Source organism: Peribacillus sp. ACCC06369 (assembly GCF_030348945.1).
GTDB lineage: Bacteria > Bacillota > Bacilli > Bacillales > DSM-1321 > Peribacillus.
Window position 1 is genome coordinate 4,048,574 of sequence record NZ_JAUCEN010000002.1, and the last position, 16,832, is coordinate 4,065,405.

A 16,832-nucleotide genomic window follows, 5' to 3' on the forward strand; every position below is an offset into this window, starting at 1 on the left:
TAAAAAACAGTACGTACTTTAAAGTAATATAGGTACCTTAAAGTTCCTATAAAATAAGGAGAGTATGCAAATCATGCAAAAAAAGAAGTACAATATATCCGTTGAAGCGACACTGGAAGTACTGGGCGGGAAGTGGAAATGCGTAATCCTCTGCCATTTGACCCACGGAAAAAAGCGGACTAGTGAATTGAAGCGCCTAATGCCAAACATCACCCAAAAAATGTTGACCCAACAATTGCGGGAGTTGGAACAGGACGGTGTCATCAATCGGATCGTTTATAACCAAGTCCCCCCAAAAGTGGAATATGAACTAAGTGAGTATGGACAAAGCCTCGAAAGCATCCTATCCGCACTATGTACGTGGGGAGAAAATCACATTACCAGAGTGTATGGTGATAAGTTTTCCGTTCTCGAGGAAAGTGTATTGAATGATCAATTGAAGTAATTCAAAATAAAAAAACGGCGTCCACAAAGGGATTCCGTTTTTTTTGGATGAACCATCAATCATCTTTTTTGTTTAAACTAATTTAACTACGAGAGGTATGAAAATAAGAATTAAAGCCAGCTGAGTTTTGTTATCCATAAGCATTCCGCCTTAATTTATCATAAATGCAAATATATAATTGGTGTGCATGTAAATAAAATTTCACTTTAGTAAGAGTCACCCGTTTTATTCCTTTCTTACTTTTTGGTATAATATGTAATACCATTTGATATCCAAACTCTTTTATCTGATCAAGCAGGAAGTGTTGATCACTTAAAGTTTTTATTTTGTAGACGAATGAGTATAATGGTGAAACCAAGGAGTGACATATGAGAGTCATATTAGAATTGATACGCATCATATTAATATTCGGGATAGCCGGATCGATCATTTCGATCATTGTAAACGGCATATATATAAACATAGGAGTTAATATGAATCAGTATGGCTGGCTAGGCTCGATAGCGATACTCATTTTATTGTTTGTCTGGTATAGAAATAAACTTCAGTTCAGTGGCTGGTATTCGGGAAAAGGGAAGGAAAAGCTTCCAAAAACGGCATCCCGAATACTCATCATGTGTTCACTCTTCTTTTTATGTGCCCCACCTGTTTTAAGTGTGCTGCAAATGATCTTTCAATAATCGGGATTCTATATCCCAGATAGAGCAGGAGTGAACGATTTGCGGAAATTGTTTAATAGTGTGGTTCTTATACTCCTACTCGGTGGATTTTGGTATGGATATGGTAAAGATATTCAGGAGTCTGGATTCAAGGCGGGGGTTGGTTCCTTTGCATCCGATGTTCGCACCTTTATAAACGGGCCCGAGGTTTCAACTGCCTTGGAAAAACTGAGTGCTGGAGTCAGCAACCTGATAAGTTCGCTTAAGGAAACATTGGATACCGCTTCGGAAAAAGAACCGCAGGAATCGGAAAAAGTGAAAAAACCAGCACTGGAAGCACCTGCTGATGCATCCTTTTCAGTCCGTAATATTGAAATAGGCGACACGAAGGATGCCGTAGAAAAACTCGCTGGTGAAGCAAAGCGGAATACGCGGAATGAATATGGCGTGGACTGGTTCGCCTATCACGAAAATTATCAAAACTTTTTCATGGTTGCCTACGATACCAACAATAAAGTTGTTGGTTTATATACGAACCAAGATTTGATTTCCTCAAAAGAAGGGATTAAACGCGGCACCCCTAAAGAAAGTGTGACAGGGAAATTGGGGGAGCCTGTTACGAAATTGCTTAAAGGAAACGTCTATTACCAGATTCGAAGCGATGGGGAATACGATATGTTTGAAATGGATAAGAGCTATGTAACCATTTTTTACGACAAACATGAGAAAAATACAGTCACATCAATCCAAATCATCGATGCAAACCTCGAAAAGCAAAAGAGCAGCTATTTTGCAGAAGCCAGCCCCGGGTTAAAGAAAGGCTTTGAATATCAATTATTCGATTTGACCAATGCATCACGGGTCAATCATGATCTCTCCGTGCTTTCATGGGATAAACAAGTGAAGGTCACTGCACAGGATCACAGTAAAGATATGGCCGTGAATCAATACTTCAACCATACAAACCTTGAAGGAGAATCCCCGTTCGACCGGATGGAAGATGACAAAATCAATTTTCGAATGGCTGGGGAAAACCTGGCTGCCGGTCAAAATAGCAGTATCTTTGCCCATGAAGGCCTGATGAATTCCATTGGACACCGGGAAAACAAATTACAGAAGGATTTTCAATCCCTCGGTGTCGGAGTTGCCTTCGATGGTGAAGAAAAACCATATTATACGGAGAACTATTTAAGGAAATAAACAAAAAAAGCTGTGCATGTGGAAATCCTGCACAGCTTTTTTTTCTCTTGTTTTTAATAAAATATCACCAAACGAATAATCCAACGACCATGGCACTTAACAAGGAAACAGCCATCCCGCTAACCAACAGTTTCCAAACATTCCTTCCGATAATGTTCGATTTCTCATCATTGAGGATGGAATTGAATGTTCCATAAATCATGCCCACTGTACTGAAGTTGGCAAATGACGTCAGATAAGTGACAGCCACAGCAACTGTATGCGGAGGCAGTGTACTGACTTTATCTTTTAAATCGAGCAAGGCAACGAACTCATTCGTGGCAAGCTTGATTCCCATCAATTGAGCGACGTACATGGCATCATGTCCAGATAGTCCAAGCAGGAATGCAAATGGACTGAAAATGACAGAGAAAATCTTTTGAATGGTCAAGCCATCCACAAAGAAACCGAAAATGCCGTTTACGCTGGCCGTTAACGCCACATAACCGATAACCATGGCCATGATGACGAAGACCATTTTGGCCCCAACCAGCATACTGTTAGAAATGGTGGAAAAGAAATCCTTACGTTCCTCTTTAGAAGGTACATAAACGACGTCTTCTTCTTTACTGACATCGACAGGATTTAGCATGTTAGCGATCAGCAAGGCATTTATGCAGTTCAATGGTATGGCTACAAAAACATAGGTTGCCGGTACCATTGATAAGTAGGCTCCAATGATTGAACCACTGATGCTGCTCATGCTCATGATTCCAAATGTCAAAAGTCGCTGATCTTTAATCGCACTAAGTTGAAGGCGCAGAACGGCAAGTGCCTCGGTATTCCCAAGGAACATCATCTGAATCGAAAAGAAACTCTCCAGTTTTGGCAAACCGGATACTTTTGAGATGAGCCATCCCACTTTGTCAATGATCCAGGTAAGTATACCGAAATACGATAAAACATCAAAAAACGTGATGATGAAAATAATTGGCATCAATGCGCTGAAAAAGAAATCCACTTGTTCATTTGCCATTAATGAAGGAAAGACAAAAGAAATCCCTTCATTTGCACATTCAATCAACCAGGTGAAGAAGGAAGCGATCAGATTAATGACCCACGCCCCTATTTTAGTCGATAACATGAACCATGTGATAAGCAATTCAAGAACCAGCAAGGTAAGAATGGCTTTCCACTTAACGTTCCTTTTATTAGGTGAACAAAGGTAAACGATGCCCATTACAACTAAAACACCTAGTATATTCAATAAGAAATACATGCTTTCATCCCCTTTGGTTATATCATTTCCCATTCATTTTCTTTATATAAAAAAGCCCTTACCTTTTTACACTTTCAGCCGCAGGAAGAAAGTGTGAAAAAGTAAGAGCCTTCATTGAAACACTAGATGCTGGATAAAACTTTTTAACTGAACCAACATAAACCTGTTCATCTCTTCTATTTTCATACTTCCTTGTAGTCCGGCATTATTACGGCTGCCAGGTAGAAACTATCAGACCATTGTCACTGATACTATACAAGGATATTTTTTAAAATAAATTTCTCTAGGAAAGATATCATTTTAAAGCAGTTTATTTTCAATTACAATACGTTTTACAATTGTTATATTAATATAAATTTTTTGAAAACAATTAGGAAATGAAAGGGAAAGTCTCAGAGGGCCCAAGTTGGGTAATACTTATGAAGTGGCGTGTCCCACCCATCCACAATAAAAAACACCTGCATGATAGCGATGTTGCTATCCAAGAATAGACCTGTTTTAGCCGAGTTCACTTCAAGATTTAAAGTTTCCTCAATGACATTGTTGTCTAAGGGTCTTGCCGCTACACAAATTTGGTAAAGGATAAGCAACAAACACAACTAAACTTCCCAAGTTGTGATAATCCTTGATTCAATGCTTCATACTAAATAATACATCTCATTTATTATAAGGAAATAAGGACGTGAATTTCGGGTGGATTTTTATAATAGCCAGGAAACTCTTACTGCAATTCAATGGACTTTGAGAGCCATTATAGCCTTCATCTTTTTACTTTTTTCGGTTAAATTGATGGGGCAGCGAGCCATTTCCCAGTTAAGATTACTTGATTTCATAATGGCATTAATTATTGGAAACATTCTTGCCCACCCTTTGTCTGATGAACAGTTAGGTTTGAAGGGCTCAATGATTACGACCTTTGTTTTAGTGATTTTATATATAATTAGTGTGTTTACGGGTCTTAAGTGGGGCAAACTCCGAAGGTTTTTTGACTCCGCCCCCTTTCCACTTATCGAAAATGGACAAATCATTTACAAAAGCTTAGCAAGGGCCCGAATCTCCATCGATTTTTTATTATCGGAATTAAGAAAAGAAAAAGTCGAAGATATTCAAAAAGTGTCCCTCGCACTATGGGAACCGGGTGGTACCATTTCATTGTTTTTAGATCCACAATATGAAGCGGTAACCCCAGCAGATATGCATCTAGCAACAAATGCCTTCACTTTTCCTAAAACGATCATTAAAGAGGGGAAGATTGATTTTAAAGAATTAAATCGAGGCGGTAAAGACGAAGAATGGCTGAAAAACAAAATCAAAATAACATACCATGCGGATGTAAACGATATTTTATTAGCAACCATCGATAATAACAATAACGTAAAGGTCTTTTTCTACAAATAAATACTTGGAGCTTACCAGTATAACTTATTATAGTCAGACCCTAATGGCAGCCCGATTTTCCCAAAATAAAATCCCCTCAAGATGGAAGTGTAACACCTACATATAAAATGTCGGCTTTTACACTTTCAAACTTAAAAGGGGATAATATCACATTCATACCTTCAAGAAAATATTACTCCGACCAATTCAGAGTATTTAAGAACTTGTACACATCCTCATAAACCTGCTCACGTTCTTTACCTAATGTGATTATATGACCAGAGTTTTCATACCATATCAAGTGTTTATGCTGCGTATCGACTTCATTGAAAATCGCTGTAGCACTATTCGTATAGTCAGGATCATCCAAGCGCCCTTGTAAAACAAGAGTTGGTGATGTAATCAGATCTAAATTTTCACCCGTCTCATTTATTACATTCACCACATCTTTCAGTGAAGTCATCGGGTCTTCTTCCAACAGCTTCACTTCTGCAGCAATTTGGTCAGCATCTTTGCCTTCAAACTTCTTATAGGCCTGTGCATAATTGAGCAAGCGGTTTTTTTGTCGATCGCTACTTTTTCCTTGTGTCGGGGCACACATTGAAACTACGCCTTTTACAGGAAGTTCAATTCCCACTTTCAATGAGAACAATCCTCCTAAAGAAATTCCCATAACAGCAATTTCCTCGTAACCTTCCTCTTTGAGGAATTTATAGCCATTGACTACATCTTCCCACCATTCCTTTGGACCTGTTTTAGCAAGTTCCTCGGCTGATACTCCGTGCCCTCTATAAAGAGGCCCGTGACAAGTATAGTCGCGATCATGCAGGTATTTCCCTAATTTCTTCATATCTCCTGTACTTCCGGTAAACCCGTGAAGTAAAAGAACAGCTCTATTTCCACCTCTATATGTGAATGATTCAGGTGCTTTCACTTTCATCTTTCTAGGACCTTCTTTCTGCTCTTGTTGATAAATAGAATCTAAATGATTTTCAAAAAAAAATCAATTAATACCCCTTGAGTGGGATTTCTTCTATCCTATTCCGTATTTTCATTAAAACAATTAAATCATGTATATAATATCCTTACCACACGCTTTACAACTCATCCGTTCCGAAGCACATTTTACTATGATTGATTCTATTTAGCAATCGTCATTTAACCATTTTTTTTAAGAAAAGTAAAATGCACCTTGTGTTACGATGCACAAAGTATTACACTTTTAAAATGAAAAGGAGGCGATTTTATTTGGATAAAGAACTAATGAAGGGAAGCATTGACCTCCTTTTGCTTTCACTTCTTTCACAAAAAAAGCTATATGGCTATGAAATCACAAAGATCTTGAGAGAAATGAGCATGGGCAAATACGAAATCAGTGAAGGCACCCTCTACCCCGCCCTTAAACGGTTGGAAAAAAAGGAATTCATAGAAGGCCATTGGAAAGAGTCCGAATCAAGTCGCAGGAAATATTATCATGTCACGGAAACTGGACAAACCGAACTTGAACGGAAACGGAAATGCTTTTTCACCCTGGAAAAGTTAGTTCGGAAAAGCGCAGAGCAATTCTGACCAAAAACAAGATAAAAAGCTTCCCGCACCCATTATTGGAACGGTGGAAGAAGCTTTTTTTGCTGTTTACTCGCGAATTCATGCTGTACTCTTGGGTTTGTGCTGTTTACTCGCGAATTCATGCTGTACTCTTGGGTTTGTGCTGTTTACTCGCGAATTCGTGCTGCACTCTTGGGTTTGTGCTGTTTACTCGCGAATTCGTGCTGCACTCTTGGGTTTGTGCTGTTTACTCGCGAATTCGTGCTGCACTCTTGGGTTTGTGCTGTTTACTCGCGAATTTCGCACGTTTACTCGTGAATTTTGCTGTTTTACTCGTGAATTCGTGCTGCACTCTTGGGTTTGTGCTGTTTACTCGCGAATTTCGCACGTTTACTCGTGAGTTTTGCTGTTTTACTCGTGAGTTTGGAGCATTTACTCGTGAATTCATGCTATTTACTCGTGAATTCGTGCTGCACTCATGATTTCGAGCTGTTTACTCGTGAGTTTGGAGCATTTACTCGTGAGTTCGTGCTGCACTCATGATTTCGCGCTGTTTACTCGTGAGATTCGTGCTATTTACTCGTGAGTTCGTACTGCACCCATGATTTCGAGCTGTTTAACTCGTGAATTCGTGCTGCACTCTTGGGTTTGTGCTGTTTACTCGTGAATTTCGTACGTTTACTCGTGAATTTTGCTGTTTTACTCGTGAGTTTGGAGCATTTACTCGTGAGTTCGTGCTATTTACTCGTGAGTTCATGCTGCACTCATGATTTCACGCTGGTTTACTCGCGAATTTCGCACGTTTACTCGTGAGTTTTGCTGGTTTACTCGTGAGTTTGGAGCATTTACTCGTGAATTCATGCTATTTACTCGCGAATTCGTGTTGCACCCATGAATTCATGCTATTTACTCGTGAGTTCGTGCTGCACCCATGATTTCGCGCTGTTTAACTCGTGAATTCGTGCTGCACTCTTGGGTTTGTGCTGTTTACTCGCGAATTTTACACGTTTACTCGTGAGTTTTGCTGGTTTACTCGTGAGTTTGGAGCATTTACTCGTGAATTCATGCTATTTACTCGTGAGTTCGTGCTGCACTCATGATTTCGCGCTGGTTTACTCGTGAGTTCGTGCGCCACTCTTGGGTTTGTGCTGTTTACTCGCGAATTTCGCACGTTTACTCGTGAATTTTGCTGTTTTACTCGTGAGTTCGTGCTGCACCCATGATTTCGCGCTGTTTACTCGCGAATACGTTTACTCGTAAGTTACTCCGATGACGTAAAAAAAGGACCTAATTAGGTCCTTTTTTGTCTATTCCTTTATGCTTCCGATAATTGGCGCAGGAGAGCTTCATACAATCCCCTTGAACATGCGGGCCATATTTTTCACGAAAGGCCTCGAGGCAATAGCATTTGTCTTCTTCCTTTTTGGTTCCATCCATCGAGTGCATCCCTCCTAGCATTCAACCGGAGACTACTCGCTTCTCCAGCCTTACGTTGATTCGGCCCAACAATGTGGCACCGATTGACTGAATGACTGTTTTAACGATGATTTGGCCGATAACCGCAGCGGGTACAGCTTCCCATGGCAATATATTGGCACCCAGTGGACTTAGGCCAATCACGACAAATATCACTGAATCGAAAAATCCTCCAACGATCCCGCTGTAAAACACCCTCCAACTCATCGGGAGCTTTAACCGGGTATAAATTTCAGTATCCGCTGTTTCTGCCACCACGAAAGATAATGCGGAAGCAAATACAATCAATAATGTATCTCCTAATAAAAATGATACACATGCAGATAAAATCAGTGCGGTAATGATGCACATATAGGTTTTCGCGCGGCCGAATTTATTTTGGACCAGATCTCGAAAGATGAAGGTTCCCCCGATGAGCAATGTACCCATAGGAATGATGAACATACCAAAGTGCAATGGCTCAAAAGCTGCCGTAACCACATTCGCCGTGACGATGGATACTAAATACAATAGAACTCTTAACATTTCTTACATTCTCCTTATACAGAAAAAACAGCACCCTAAGAAAGAGCACCGTTCCCCTTAGTTTTTTTGAGAGGGTAGCTAGAACCTCTTCCGCCCGAGCGGATTATCATTTTCCTTAATTATCGTAGCTTGAAAACGATTGGAAATCAAGAAGTTTCCCTGTTGCTTCGTGATTTCGATTTAGTCGCTGGGAATGGTGCGAAACCAAGGTTTTCATTTGCCGAATCGTTAAGTCAATATCCATTTTTCCAAAGCTTTGTACGTAGTGAAATTAATACGAACATCCCACTTTGATATCACTTTAGGACTTTTGCCGATTCTTGTCGCAGAAAACTGCTTGACCAGCTATATGAAAAGCGGACAATCATTGATAGAGTTATGTTACGGTCTTTCCTTGTAAAAGAAGAAACTCATTTGGCCACGGTCTTAAGAGTAATGACAAAAGTATAAACGCGAGGAGGAAAAAGAATAATGAAAAAAACGACGTTTGTCTATCCTATTTATATCGCAACCACGCCAGAGAAGCTTTGGGAAGCCCTGACGAGTGGTGAATTCACGAAAAAGTATCATTTCGGATGCCAAGTCCAGTCTGATTGGCAAGAAGGCTCAACCGTTGAATATTTGCTGCAAGATGGGCGGGTTACTGATCATGGTATTGTACATAAGTGTGAGCCGTTGCACCTGCTCTCGTTTACATGGAACATGGCAGGAGACGAACCCCCTCGCGACCAGCCTACACGTGTCACCTTTGAACTACAGCCAATGGATGGTTCAACCGTGAAGTTAACGCTAAAGCATGAGGAGCTATTGGAGACAGATTTCGTATACGATGACAATACCTTTAAAGGCTTAAATAATGGATGGCCTGCCATTCTAAGTAACCTGAAGAGCTTGCTTGAAACTGGACGGACCTTGCCGCCAATCTATGTAGATCGGGAAAATCAGTTGTTAGTGGAGAACGATAAAAACACATTGAAAGAGAGTTGATTCAGTATGGATACTCAAATAACTACGAAATTTAAAATAGTCAAGCCAACTAATGAGGTGTTTGAAGCCATAGTGAACCCTGAAAAAATCGGGAATTTTTGGTTCTCATCGAGTTCAGAAAGATGGGAACAAGGCCGGACGCCTACATTGAGATATGACGAATACGATGCTGAAGTGGTAATCCATGTTTTAGAAGTCGAGAAAAATAGGAAAATCGTGTTTTCGTGGGGAGGAAATGATCAAGAAACGGTTGTTACCATCACACTTAAAGAGTTGGATAATACGAGTACAATTATTGAAGTAAAAGAATCCGGTTTGAATGAAGATGACCCTGAAATAATAAACAAAATGATAGGACAAAAAGAAGGTTGGGTATATACATTAACCTGTTTAAAGGGTTATTTAGAAAATGGCGTTAATAATTTGAGAGCATCAATAGTTTTTTAGTTATTAAAGGGTGCTGGTAAGAATCAATGGCAGTTGGGCGTGCCCAACTAAATAAAGGCTTTTTCTTCGAAGTTCAAAAAAAGAAGGCTTACAAGTCTTGGTTAGACGATATAATTTTCTTGATTTTTCCGTATTAAACGGAGAAAAAACTCAAGGATGGATGTCACCCTTGAGTTTTTCACTTTCCGTATGGTTTGACCGGGATTTAATCGGATATCACTTTTAGATACATTCCCTTCGAAGCTCTTTTATGGGCTTTAACCCCCATGTCCTGGACTTTTTCCGATAAATTGGAAGCTCTTACTAAATGGGTTCCTTGAATAACGGAAGGATCAATGAGCCGCACTTTATTTTTCAGATGAATATCGTAGTCCAATTGATCTTCTTTCAGCTTTACGTTACCATGGATCCGTTTTATCAGATTTTGCACTTCATGGTCTTCAGTGGAGCTTAATAAGGACATGACTTCTTCATCTGTACCTAGTAAGTCATCAAGGCTGATCAGGTTGTTAGCCAAAGCCAATTTTAAGGTCTTTGCCAAGATATCATAGCCATATATATTAAGAGGGTCCATGAAAAAATCAATAACTTCGCTGTAATACGTTTCTACAAACCATTCTGCCGATTCAATATTATCCAAATACATCCTTCCATTAATTATGGTTACATGGTCTAGAAAGTCATGAACGGATTCCAGTGTGATATGTCCGTATTGATACATATCCCGGAGAGTATAATCTACCCGATCGGCGCATAACTCAGGTGCTGGCTGTTCAAGCAATTCCCATTTTGATTGAAAAATATCTTCACATTCATATCCATACCTCTTCAGTATCGAGGGGATTTCGGATTCCATAATGACATGTTCATATATTTTTTCATGATAATCTTCATCCTTACAATCCAGAACGAAATCAATTACATGTGAGAATGCAGTGTGGGATACGTCATGCAGCAAGCCCGCGATTTGTTCCTCCAATGACCCACCAAGCGATTTTATTAAAAGCATCACACCTATTGAATGGTCAAACCGTGTGGCGTCCCACTTCTCATTAACTAAATAACTTGCCCCTCCTTGATGTATCCCCTTCAATCTTTGGAGCGGTTTGCTTACTATCAGCTCTTCGAGAACTCCCTCTACAATGTGTTTCCCATAGATACTATCCGAAACTATCAATAACTGCCACCTCCCCCATTAGTTTACTCATTACAGGCAGGTGATTTCACTGATTTTCTTCTGTGAAAATTATTTCCCCCTTTTCATTTTGCTCATATTGCTTCCTTGCCAATTTTTCTAACTCCTCTTCATCATTCAAATCGATATTCCCTGGATTGACCTCATCAATACCCTCTATGAATATCATTTCATTTGTTTTTATTACCTGATCTGTCGGATACACTTCAAAAATGTCTTCTACAGGTTTTGTTTTATTTTTATAAGGTTTAGTGAATAAAAAAAAAGCAGTCAAGACTATGATAATTGAAGACAAAATACCGAATTTCATTTTCATTTATTCATCCCTTTCAAGCTATCCGTATAACCTTATACTACCACAAAAGGATATAACTGGTTAAAAAAATAAGACAAGCTCATATATTATATAGCGGGTTCCCTTTTTCAGTTACAAGGACATTCAAATTTCTGGTTAGGGGAACTGGAAATGGATTCTGCATCTTCGCCCACTGCTGCCTTTGCAACTTTATCCTCCCCTTGAACCGTAAGACAGCAAGTGTTCCTTTCGGTCGCTTCCAATGGAAAAGTCCCCACTAAAAAAACATTTATTCAGAAGAATTTCTAATATTTGACATTTGAAAATCAGTACGATATCATCCTAATTAACCAGTGGTCAATAAATAAGGGGGTGCTATAATGTCGCCAAGGAAATCGGCAGGTAAAGAATTATCCAGGGAAATGGTATTGAATGAAGCTAGACATCTTTTTGCCACCGAAGGGTATTCGAACGTCTCAATGAGACAATTGGCTAAATCATTGGATTGCAGCCATGGAGCCATTTATTATCACTTTAAAAATAAGGCAGAAATATTTTATAGTTTGGTTAAAACGGATTTTTCCGTTTTAAATACTTTAATCGATGATATCATCATGTCGGAAAATGACCCTTCCCGAAAAATGGAGAAGATTTTATTGTGCTTCATAGAGTTCGGTTTAACCCAACAGAATCATTATTCCATCATGTTTTTATCCAAGGAAAAAGAAATTCAGCATTTACTTCAAATCGATTCCAATAAGACCTACGAAAAGCTAATCCAGTCCTTGACAGACCTTACCGACAACAAACTGAATCCTGCATCCATATGGTCCATTTTCCTGTCTCTTCACGGATTCATAACGTTTTATATTAATTCTGATCTATCTTATCCGGATGTAAAAGGTTTAGCTGATTTTCACGTAAAAAATATCATCAAGAACATTATTTAATTTTTCATGAATATCATTGACCAATGGTTAATTGAATTTCAGGAGGCTTTTAAATGGTAAAGAAATTCCTTCATATCGAAGGACTCATGGTCCTTTTAGCGATGATTTACGTCTATTCGTTATTTGAATTCAGCTGGTGGATTTTCCTTTTATTGATTTTGTTGCCTGATGTTTCCATGTTGACCTATTCGATCGATGAACGAGTTGGAGCAAAAGTTTATAACTTTTTCCACACTTATACCGTGCCGTTTTTCTAAAGTCGGATGCATGTATGATGATTGGTTTAATTTGGACCGCACATATTGGAATGGACCGCTTATTTGGGTATGGCCTTAAATACACATCATCCTTCAAAGCTACACACCTTCAAAAGGTATAGGAAGCTTTCCACATGTAAAAGGCAGTGTGATTACACATCACACTGCCTCCTGCTCTCTTTTCTTTACACGCCTCGCTTGTTACCCCATATATAGGTATGCAGCTGGGGCAGCACTTTCACATCATTCAAATCATCATCGGCTATCACTTTATCTATTAACTCTTCGTATTTCTTCAAAAGACCGCTGATCAATTGATTATCATCAGCCGTCGTGCTGTCATCATTGCCGACCTGCAGATAAAATGGAATATCCGGGTAACGGCCATGCACACTTTTGGCATACTGGTAATCTTCTTCGTTAAAGACGACTACTTTCAATGAGACATGGTTTTCAGGGTTTCGATTGGCAAGGTTCGATATGATTCGGTCAAGTACCGTAAAGTCCGTGTTCATTCTTGAGCTCGGCGGCTTAGGTGAAATGGTCAGTTCATCAATATCAAGAAACCAATCCTGCCATCGGCTCCCTTGTGTTTCCACACCTATTTTCATTTTATTTTCATGTAAGATTTCTACCAAGCCATTTAGGTTTTTCAGCAGTGCCGGGTTTCCGCCTGATATCGTCACGAACGAAAAGCCGGAACCCCCAATTCGCTTCAGCTCATCCCATATTTCTTCGGCAGTCATTTGGACGGTATCTTCCTTACCGGTGCCATCCCAAGTAAATGCGGAATCACACCAGGCACAGGAATAATCGCAGCCTGCCGTCCGAACGAACATGGTTTTTTGGCCAATGACCATTCCCTCACCTTGGATGGTCGGTCCGAAGATTTCCATAACCGGGAGTTTACTCACTTTCCATCCACTCCCGTCTGGCTTCGGCATAACTTGTCGGCGTTTCGTATAGTCGGACAAATTCGACTCTAGCACCCTCATAATCTTTTAATGAAAGGGCTTCGGCCATTTTTTCATAAATCCAGACAACCATATTTTCAGCCGTTGTATTCATGAGTGGCAAGGTTTCATTCAAATAACGATGATCAAGGTGGACTTCAATTTCATTTTTCCATATATCCTTGATGTCCCCGAAATCTATCATCAAACCACGTGAATCCGTATACCCGCTCAAGCCGAAAATGACCTTATACGTGTGGCCATGCAAGTTCTTGCATTTTCCTTCATAGTCATGTAGGTGGTGCGCCGCGTCAAAGGTGAACTCCTTACTGACCAGAACCCTCTTGGTGGTATATTTCAATTGGCTGCGCTGAATATCTTCATCTATTTTTTGGAGTTTATCCACTATAGTAAAACCGTACATCATGAAAGCACCTTCCGTCTGCTTACATAGTCATCCAGTCCTTTTTTCCGCAACTTACATGCCGGGCAATCTCCACAGCCATCGGATATGATTCCGTTATAGCATGTCAGGGTCTTTTCGCGAACAAAGTCGAACGCTCCGAGCTGATCCGCAAGCTCCCATGTTTCCTCTTTATTAAGCCACATAAGCGGCGTATCAATCACGAATGACTGGTCCATCGACAAGTTCAAGGTCACGTTCAACGATTTAATGAATACATCACGGCAGTCCGGATATCCGCTGAAATCCGTTTCACAGACACCGGTGACAATGTGTTTAGCGCCAATCTGACTGGCCAACACTCCGGCAAACGAAAGGAACAGCAAATTCCTCCCTGGTACGAACGTCGACGGCAATTCCCCGTCTTCTCCGTCCTCCACTGCAATATCACTTCTTGTCAACGCATTCGGTGCCAGTTGGTTCAGCAGCGACATGTCAAGAATATGATGGTGCACGCCCAATTCATTGGCAATCTTTTGAGCGCATTCGATTTCCAGGCTGTGCCGCTGATTATAATCAAACGTTACCGCTTCCACTTGCTCATATCTCTCCATTGCCCAGAACAGGCATGTCGTACTATCCTGCCCTCCGCTAAACACAACCACTGCCTTTTCTTTCTTCTTCATTTCTATAAAACTCCTTTTTACGGAAAAAAACAGCACCCTAAGAATAGAGCACTGTTTCTCCTTAGTTTTTTTGAGAGGGTAGCTAGAACCTCTTCCGCCTTAACGCGGAATATAATATTTTTCCAAGTCAATAGTAACTTGAAAACAAAAAGAAATCAAGATGTTTATATTTATTGAAAATTAGGCCTATTGGAAAGCTTGATCATCTCCTCTTCTGCTTAAATATCCCATTATCCATCCGATAAAAAAGAGTGAATAAAATATCGATAAAGGGGACCATTAATTTGAAAAGCATTAAAGGAAAGATATTGGTGGCATTTTCACTCATCATATCTTTATGTATCATCTTAGGAGCATTCAATATTTATAGCAGCAACAAGTCACTTAAACAGTCTCAGGATATCATTGATGAGGAACTTCCACTTCTTATCCAAGACGAAAAGCTACTATATAATTTAGCACAAAGAACCGCACTAGCAAGAGCCTATATTTTATATGGCGACGAGAGTTATAAAGAAAGGTTTTTACAATATACAGAGGATAGCAAGGCCATCCAAGAGGATCTTTTGGCCATAAGCGATTCTGATAAAGCGAAGGAATTGATCGAGAAAAGCGTGGATTGGAGGACGATGATTGTAGACCGGGTATTTACTCAATATGATAAAGGAAATGAAGAAAGAGCTAAAGAAATACTCAAAAATGAAGTGGCACCGGTCGGCGATGAAGTGACGGAAGGCTCAAGGAGCTGACTTTGGAACGTGAGGAATTGATTGTCGCTTCAGGGGAAAGCGTGATCGCAAGTGGGAAATCGGTCAAGACGACAAGTATCATCATCTCGATTGCGGCTGTCATTATCGGCCTTCTGCTCGCGCTTGTGACTGCCAACCTCATTACCACCCCTCTCCTTAAAATCAGGGACAGAATGAGAATGATAGCTGATGGGCAGCTGAATCATGAGCCCCTGGAGCAAAAGTCCAAGGATGAAATAGGCGAATTAACGGTATCCGCCAACCAAATGCAGAAAAACCTTCGTGATACGATCGAAAAAATGCTGGTTGTATCCGAATCCGTTTCCAGCCAAAGCGAGGATCTGACTCAATCGGCAAATGAAGTCCAACAGGGCAACAGGCAGATAGCGACTACCATGTACGAACTTTCGGAAGGTTCGGAGTCACAAGCCAACCGGGCAGCTGAAATGGTTCGCATGATGGATGATTTCACAGGCAAGATCGTGGAGGCCCATCTTGAAGGAGTGGAAGTATCTCAAAGTTCAACCGAGATCCTTTCCTTGACTAAGGAGGGCACCACTTTAATGCGCAGTTCAGTCCAACAAATGGAGATTATTGATGGGATTGTCAAAAATGCCGTTGAGCAAGTGAAAGGACTCGATTCTCAATCACAGGAAATCTCGCAGCTTGTGCTGGTCATCAAGGATATATCCAATCAAACCAATCTATTGGCGCTGAATGCGGCCATAGAAGCTGCACGCGCAGGTGAACATGGCAAGGGCTTTGCCGTCGTCGCAGCTGAAGTGCGTAAACTCGCTGAAGAGGTCACACACTCGGTTGGGGACATCACCGATATTGTCTCCGCTATACAAACAGGTTCAAAAACGGTCGTCCACTCCCTGGAAGATGGTTATACACAAGTGGATGAAGGCACGAAACAGATTACGCTCACTGGACGAACCTTTGAAACAATCAATCACTCTGTCGGGAATATAGGCATGAAAATACAGCATATTACAGATGAATTGAAATATATCTCTACTAATAGTAAAAAAATCAATCAGGCTATCGAAGATATCGCAGCCGTTTCCGAAGAGTCCGCGGCAGGAATCGAACAAGTCTCCGCCTCCGCCCAACAATCCAGCTCTTCAATGGATGAAATCACTAACCATGCCAGTGAACTTGCATCGTCAGCTGAACTGCTGACTGAACAGGTTAAGAAATTCAAATTATGATACTAGCAATTTCCCGTCACTTGAATACGGGAAATTGCTTATTTTCCCTCCATGATGTGAATTGTTTCGTTTTCGTATATTCGGGGAATAAAACACTATACACATTAATGATTCATCAAAAGACAAATCAATCAAAAGTGGTTAGATGTGAATATTTTCGTTTGTTTTCAGAATATTTAGTGTATAATAAATATTATTACAGGAATAT

The 16,832-nt window shown here is 40.3% G+C and carries 26 protein-coding genes, 1 pseudogene and 3 riboswitches; of the genes and pseudogenes, 17 read left to right on the top strand and 10 right to left on the bottom strand.

The genetic code is table 11. The features are described 5' to 3' along the window. Window positions 1-73: 73 nt before the first annotated feature. The 3 genes from QUF78_RS20530 to QUF78_RS20540 all read left to right on the top strand — a co-directional run bounded on the left by QUF78_RS20530 (window position 74) and on the right by QUF78_RS20540 (window position 2,304). A complete protein-coding gene (locus QUF78_RS20530) occupies window positions 74-445 on the top strand; it encodes a winged helix-turn-helix transcriptional regulator (RefSeq protein WP_063232600.1) in 372 nt (123 codons plus the stop codon). A gap of 368 nt (window positions 446-813) precedes the next feature. Beyond that, window positions 814-1,125: a hypothetical protein gene (locus tag QUF78_RS20535; RefSeq protein ID WP_289326101.1), complete on the top strand. Its 312-nt coding sequence runs from the start codon at window positions 814-816 to the stop codon at window positions 1,123-1,125. 60 nt (window positions 1,126-1,185) lie between these two features. Further along, window positions 1,186-2,304 carry a CAP domain-containing protein gene (locus tag QUF78_RS20540; RefSeq protein ID WP_289326102.1) on the top strand — a complete coding sequence of 373 codons (1,119 nt, stop codon included), beginning with the start codon at window positions 1,186-1,188 and terminating at the stop codon, window positions 2,302-2,304. A gap of 64 nt (window positions 2,305-2,368) precedes the next feature. Here the strand turns inward: QUF78_RS20540 and QUF78_RS20545 are convergent, their stop codons facing one another. Both QUF78_RS20545 and QUF78_RS20550 read right to left on the bottom strand, forming a co-directional pair. Then, window positions 2,369-3,562 carry a nucleoside transporter C-terminal domain-containing protein gene (locus QUF78_RS20545; protein ID WP_289327367.1) on the bottom strand — a complete coding sequence of 398 codons (1,194 nt, stop codon included), beginning with the start codon at window positions 3,560-3,562 and terminating at the stop codon, window positions 2,369-2,371. Window positions 3,563-3,737: 175 nt separating this feature from the next. Further along, a riboswitch (purine riboswitch) is annotated at window positions 3,738-3,841 on the bottom strand. Window positions 3,842-3,954: 113 nt separating this feature from the next. Continuing rightward, entirely contained in the window at window positions 3,955-4,152 is a 198-nt protein-coding gene (locus tag QUF78_RS20550) for a hypothetical protein (protein WP_289326103.1), read from the bottom strand. A gap of 103 nt (window positions 4,153-4,255) precedes the next feature. On the opposite strand from QUF78_RS20550, the gene QUF78_RS20555 reads away from it, so the two are divergent. Continuing rightward, window positions 4,256-4,960, top strand: coding sequence for a DUF421 domain-containing protein (locus QUF78_RS20555; protein WP_289326104.1), 705 nt, complete (start codon window positions 4,256-4,258; stop codon window positions 4,958-4,960). A 172-nt stretch (window positions 4,961-5,132) separates the two neighbouring features. Here the strand turns inward: QUF78_RS20555 and QUF78_RS20560 are convergent, their stop codons facing one another. Then, window positions 5,133-5,879, bottom strand: coding sequence for an alpha/beta hydrolase (locus QUF78_RS20560; RefSeq protein ID WP_289326105.1), 747 nt, complete (start codon window positions 5,877-5,879; stop codon window positions 5,133-5,135). A 308-nt stretch (window positions 5,880-6,187) separates the two neighbouring features. Here QUF78_RS20560 and QUF78_RS20565 point away from each other — a divergent pair, with 308 nt between their 5' ends. The 6 genes from QUF78_RS20565 to QUF78_RS20590 all read left to right on the top strand — a co-directional run bounded on the left by QUF78_RS20565 (window position 6,188) and on the right by QUF78_RS20590 (window position 7,747). Continuing rightward, window positions 6,188-6,508 carry a PadR family transcriptional regulator gene (locus QUF78_RS20565; RefSeq protein WP_289315262.1) on the top strand — a complete coding sequence of 107 codons (321 nt, stop codon included), beginning with the start codon at window positions 6,188-6,190 and terminating at the stop codon, window positions 6,506-6,508. Between the two features lie 35 nt (window positions 6,509-6,543). Next, window positions 6,544-6,969, top strand: a complete 426-nt coding sequence (locus tag QUF78_RS20570; RefSeq protein WP_289326106.1) for a hypothetical protein — start codon at window positions 6,544-6,546, stop codon at window positions 6,967-6,969. Between the two features lie 181 nt (window positions 6,970-7,150). Beyond that, a complete protein-coding gene (locus QUF78_RS20575; protein WP_289326107.1) occupies window positions 7,151-7,300 on the top strand; it encodes a hypothetical protein in 150 nt (49 codons plus the stop codon). After that, window positions 7,297-7,422 carry a hypothetical protein gene (locus QUF78_RS20580; RefSeq protein ID WP_289326108.1) on the top strand — a complete coding sequence of 42 codons (126 nt, stop codon included), beginning with the start codon at window positions 7,297-7,299 and terminating at the stop codon, window positions 7,420-7,422. Before QUF78_RS20575 ends, QUF78_RS20580 begins: the two co-directional genes overlap by 4 nt. Window positions 7,423-7,459: 37 nt before the next feature. Then, a complete protein-coding gene (locus QUF78_RS20585; RefSeq protein WP_289326109.1) occupies window positions 7,460-7,609 on the top strand; it encodes a hypothetical protein in 150 nt (49 codons plus the stop codon). A 15-nt stretch (window positions 7,610-7,624) separates the two neighbouring features. After that, entirely contained in the window at window positions 7,625-7,747 is a 123-nt protein-coding gene (locus QUF78_RS20590; protein ID WP_289326110.1) for a hypothetical protein, read from the top strand. Between the two features lie 27 nt (window positions 7,748-7,774). On the opposite strand, the gene QUF78_RS20595 is transcribed toward QUF78_RS20590, so the two are convergent. Beyond that, entirely contained in the window at window positions 7,775-7,924 is a 150-nt protein-coding gene (locus QUF78_RS20595) for a hypothetical protein (protein ID WP_289326111.1), read from the bottom strand. A gap of 21 nt (window positions 7,925-7,945) precedes the next feature. Then, on the bottom strand, window positions 7,946-8,488 hold the full coding sequence (locus tag QUF78_RS20600) for a VUT family protein (RefSeq protein WP_289326112.1): 543 nt from the start codon (window positions 8,486-8,488) through the stop codon (window positions 7,946-7,948). Window positions 8,489-8,539: 51 nt separating this feature from the next. Then, a riboswitch (PreQ1 riboswitch) is annotated at window positions 8,540-8,582 on the bottom strand. A gap of 35 nt (window positions 8,583-8,617) precedes the next feature. Between QUF78_RS20600 and QUF78_RS20605 the strand changes: the two genes are divergently transcribed. From QUF78_RS20605 to QUF78_RS20615, 3 genes are all read left to right on the top strand, one after another. Beyond that, on the top strand, window positions 8,618-8,782 hold the full coding sequence (locus QUF78_RS20605; RefSeq protein WP_289326113.1) for a hypothetical protein: 165 nt from the start codon (window positions 8,618-8,620) through the stop codon (window positions 8,780-8,782). A 177-nt stretch (window positions 8,783-8,959) separates the two neighbouring features. Further along, on the top strand, window positions 8,960-9,475 hold the full coding sequence (locus tag QUF78_RS20610) for an SRPBCC family protein (RefSeq protein WP_289326114.1): 516 nt from the start codon (window positions 8,960-8,962) through the stop codon (window positions 9,473-9,475). A gap of 6 nt (window positions 9,476-9,481) precedes the next feature. Further along, the gene (locus tag QUF78_RS20615) at window positions 9,482-9,922 is read left to right on the top strand and encodes an SRPBCC family protein (protein WP_289326115.1); all 441 of its coding nucleotides are present in this window, start codon (window positions 9,482-9,484) and stop codon (window positions 9,920-9,922) included. A gap of 205 nt (window positions 9,923-10,127) precedes the next feature. Here the strand turns inward: QUF78_RS20615 and QUF78_RS20620 are convergent, their stop codons facing one another. Both QUF78_RS20620 and QUF78_RS20625 read right to left on the bottom strand, forming a co-directional pair. Next, window positions 10,128-11,099: an HD domain-containing protein gene (locus QUF78_RS20620; protein ID WP_289326116.1), complete on the bottom strand. Its 972-nt coding sequence runs from the start codon at window positions 11,097-11,099 to the stop codon at window positions 10,128-10,130. Between the two features lie 46 nt (window positions 11,100-11,145). Continuing rightward, complete coding sequence (locus QUF78_RS20625) at window positions 11,146-11,433, bottom strand: hypothetical protein (RefSeq protein ID WP_289326117.1); 288 nt, start codon at window positions 11,431-11,433, stop codon at window positions 11,146-11,148. A 359-nt stretch (window positions 11,434-11,792) separates the two neighbouring features. On the opposite strand from QUF78_RS20625, the gene QUF78_RS20630 reads away from it, so the two are divergent. Then, the gene (locus tag QUF78_RS20630; protein ID WP_289326118.1) at window positions 11,793-12,362 is read left to right on the top strand and encodes a TetR/AcrR family transcriptional regulator; all 570 of its coding nucleotides are present in this window, start codon (window positions 11,793-11,795) and stop codon (window positions 12,360-12,362) included. Between the two features lie 53 nt (window positions 12,363-12,415). Then, window positions 12,416-12,741 (top strand): annotated as a pseudogene (locus QUF78_RS20635) (DUF4260 domain-containing protein). Between the two features lie 63 nt (window positions 12,742-12,804). Here the strand turns inward: QUF78_RS20635 and queE are convergent. From queE to queC, 3 genes are read right to left on the bottom strand one after another with little or no spacing between them, the layout of a single operon-like run. Beyond that, window positions 12,805-13,533: a 7-carboxy-7-deazaguanine synthase QueE gene (gene queE / locus QUF78_RS20640; RefSeq protein ID WP_289326119.1), complete on the bottom strand. Its 729-nt coding sequence runs from the start codon at window positions 13,531-13,533 to the stop codon at window positions 12,805-12,807. Further along, a complete protein-coding gene (gene queD / locus QUF78_RS20645) occupies window positions 13,526-13,996 on the bottom strand; it encodes a 6-carboxytetrahydropterin synthase QueD (protein ID WP_289326120.1) in 471 nt (156 codons plus the stop codon). The genes queE and queD overlap by 8 nt, the downstream gene beginning before the upstream one ends. Further along, the gene (gene queC / locus QUF78_RS20650; RefSeq protein ID WP_289326121.1) at window positions 13,996-14,661 is read right to left on the bottom strand and encodes a 7-cyano-7-deazaguanine synthase QueC; all 666 of its coding nucleotides are present in this window, start codon (window positions 14,659-14,661) and stop codon (window positions 13,996-13,998) included. Before queC ends, queD begins: the two co-directional genes overlap by 1 nt. 55 nt (window positions 14,662-14,716) lie before the next feature. Beyond that, a riboswitch (PreQ1 riboswitch) is annotated at window positions 14,717-14,759 on the bottom strand. Between the two features lie 186 nt (window positions 14,760-14,945). On the opposite strand from queC, the gene QUF78_RS20655 reads away from it, so the two are divergent. Continuing rightward, a complete protein-coding gene (locus tag QUF78_RS20655; RefSeq protein WP_289326122.1) occupies window positions 14,946-15,410 on the top strand; it encodes a CHASE3 domain-containing protein in 465 nt (154 codons plus the stop codon). Window positions 15,411-15,412: 2 nt separating this feature from the next. Beyond that, entirely contained in the window at window positions 15,413-16,624 is a 1,212-nt protein-coding gene (locus QUF78_RS20660) for a methyl-accepting chemotaxis protein (protein WP_289326123.1), read from the top strand. Window positions 16,625-16,832: the final 208 nt, after the last annotated feature.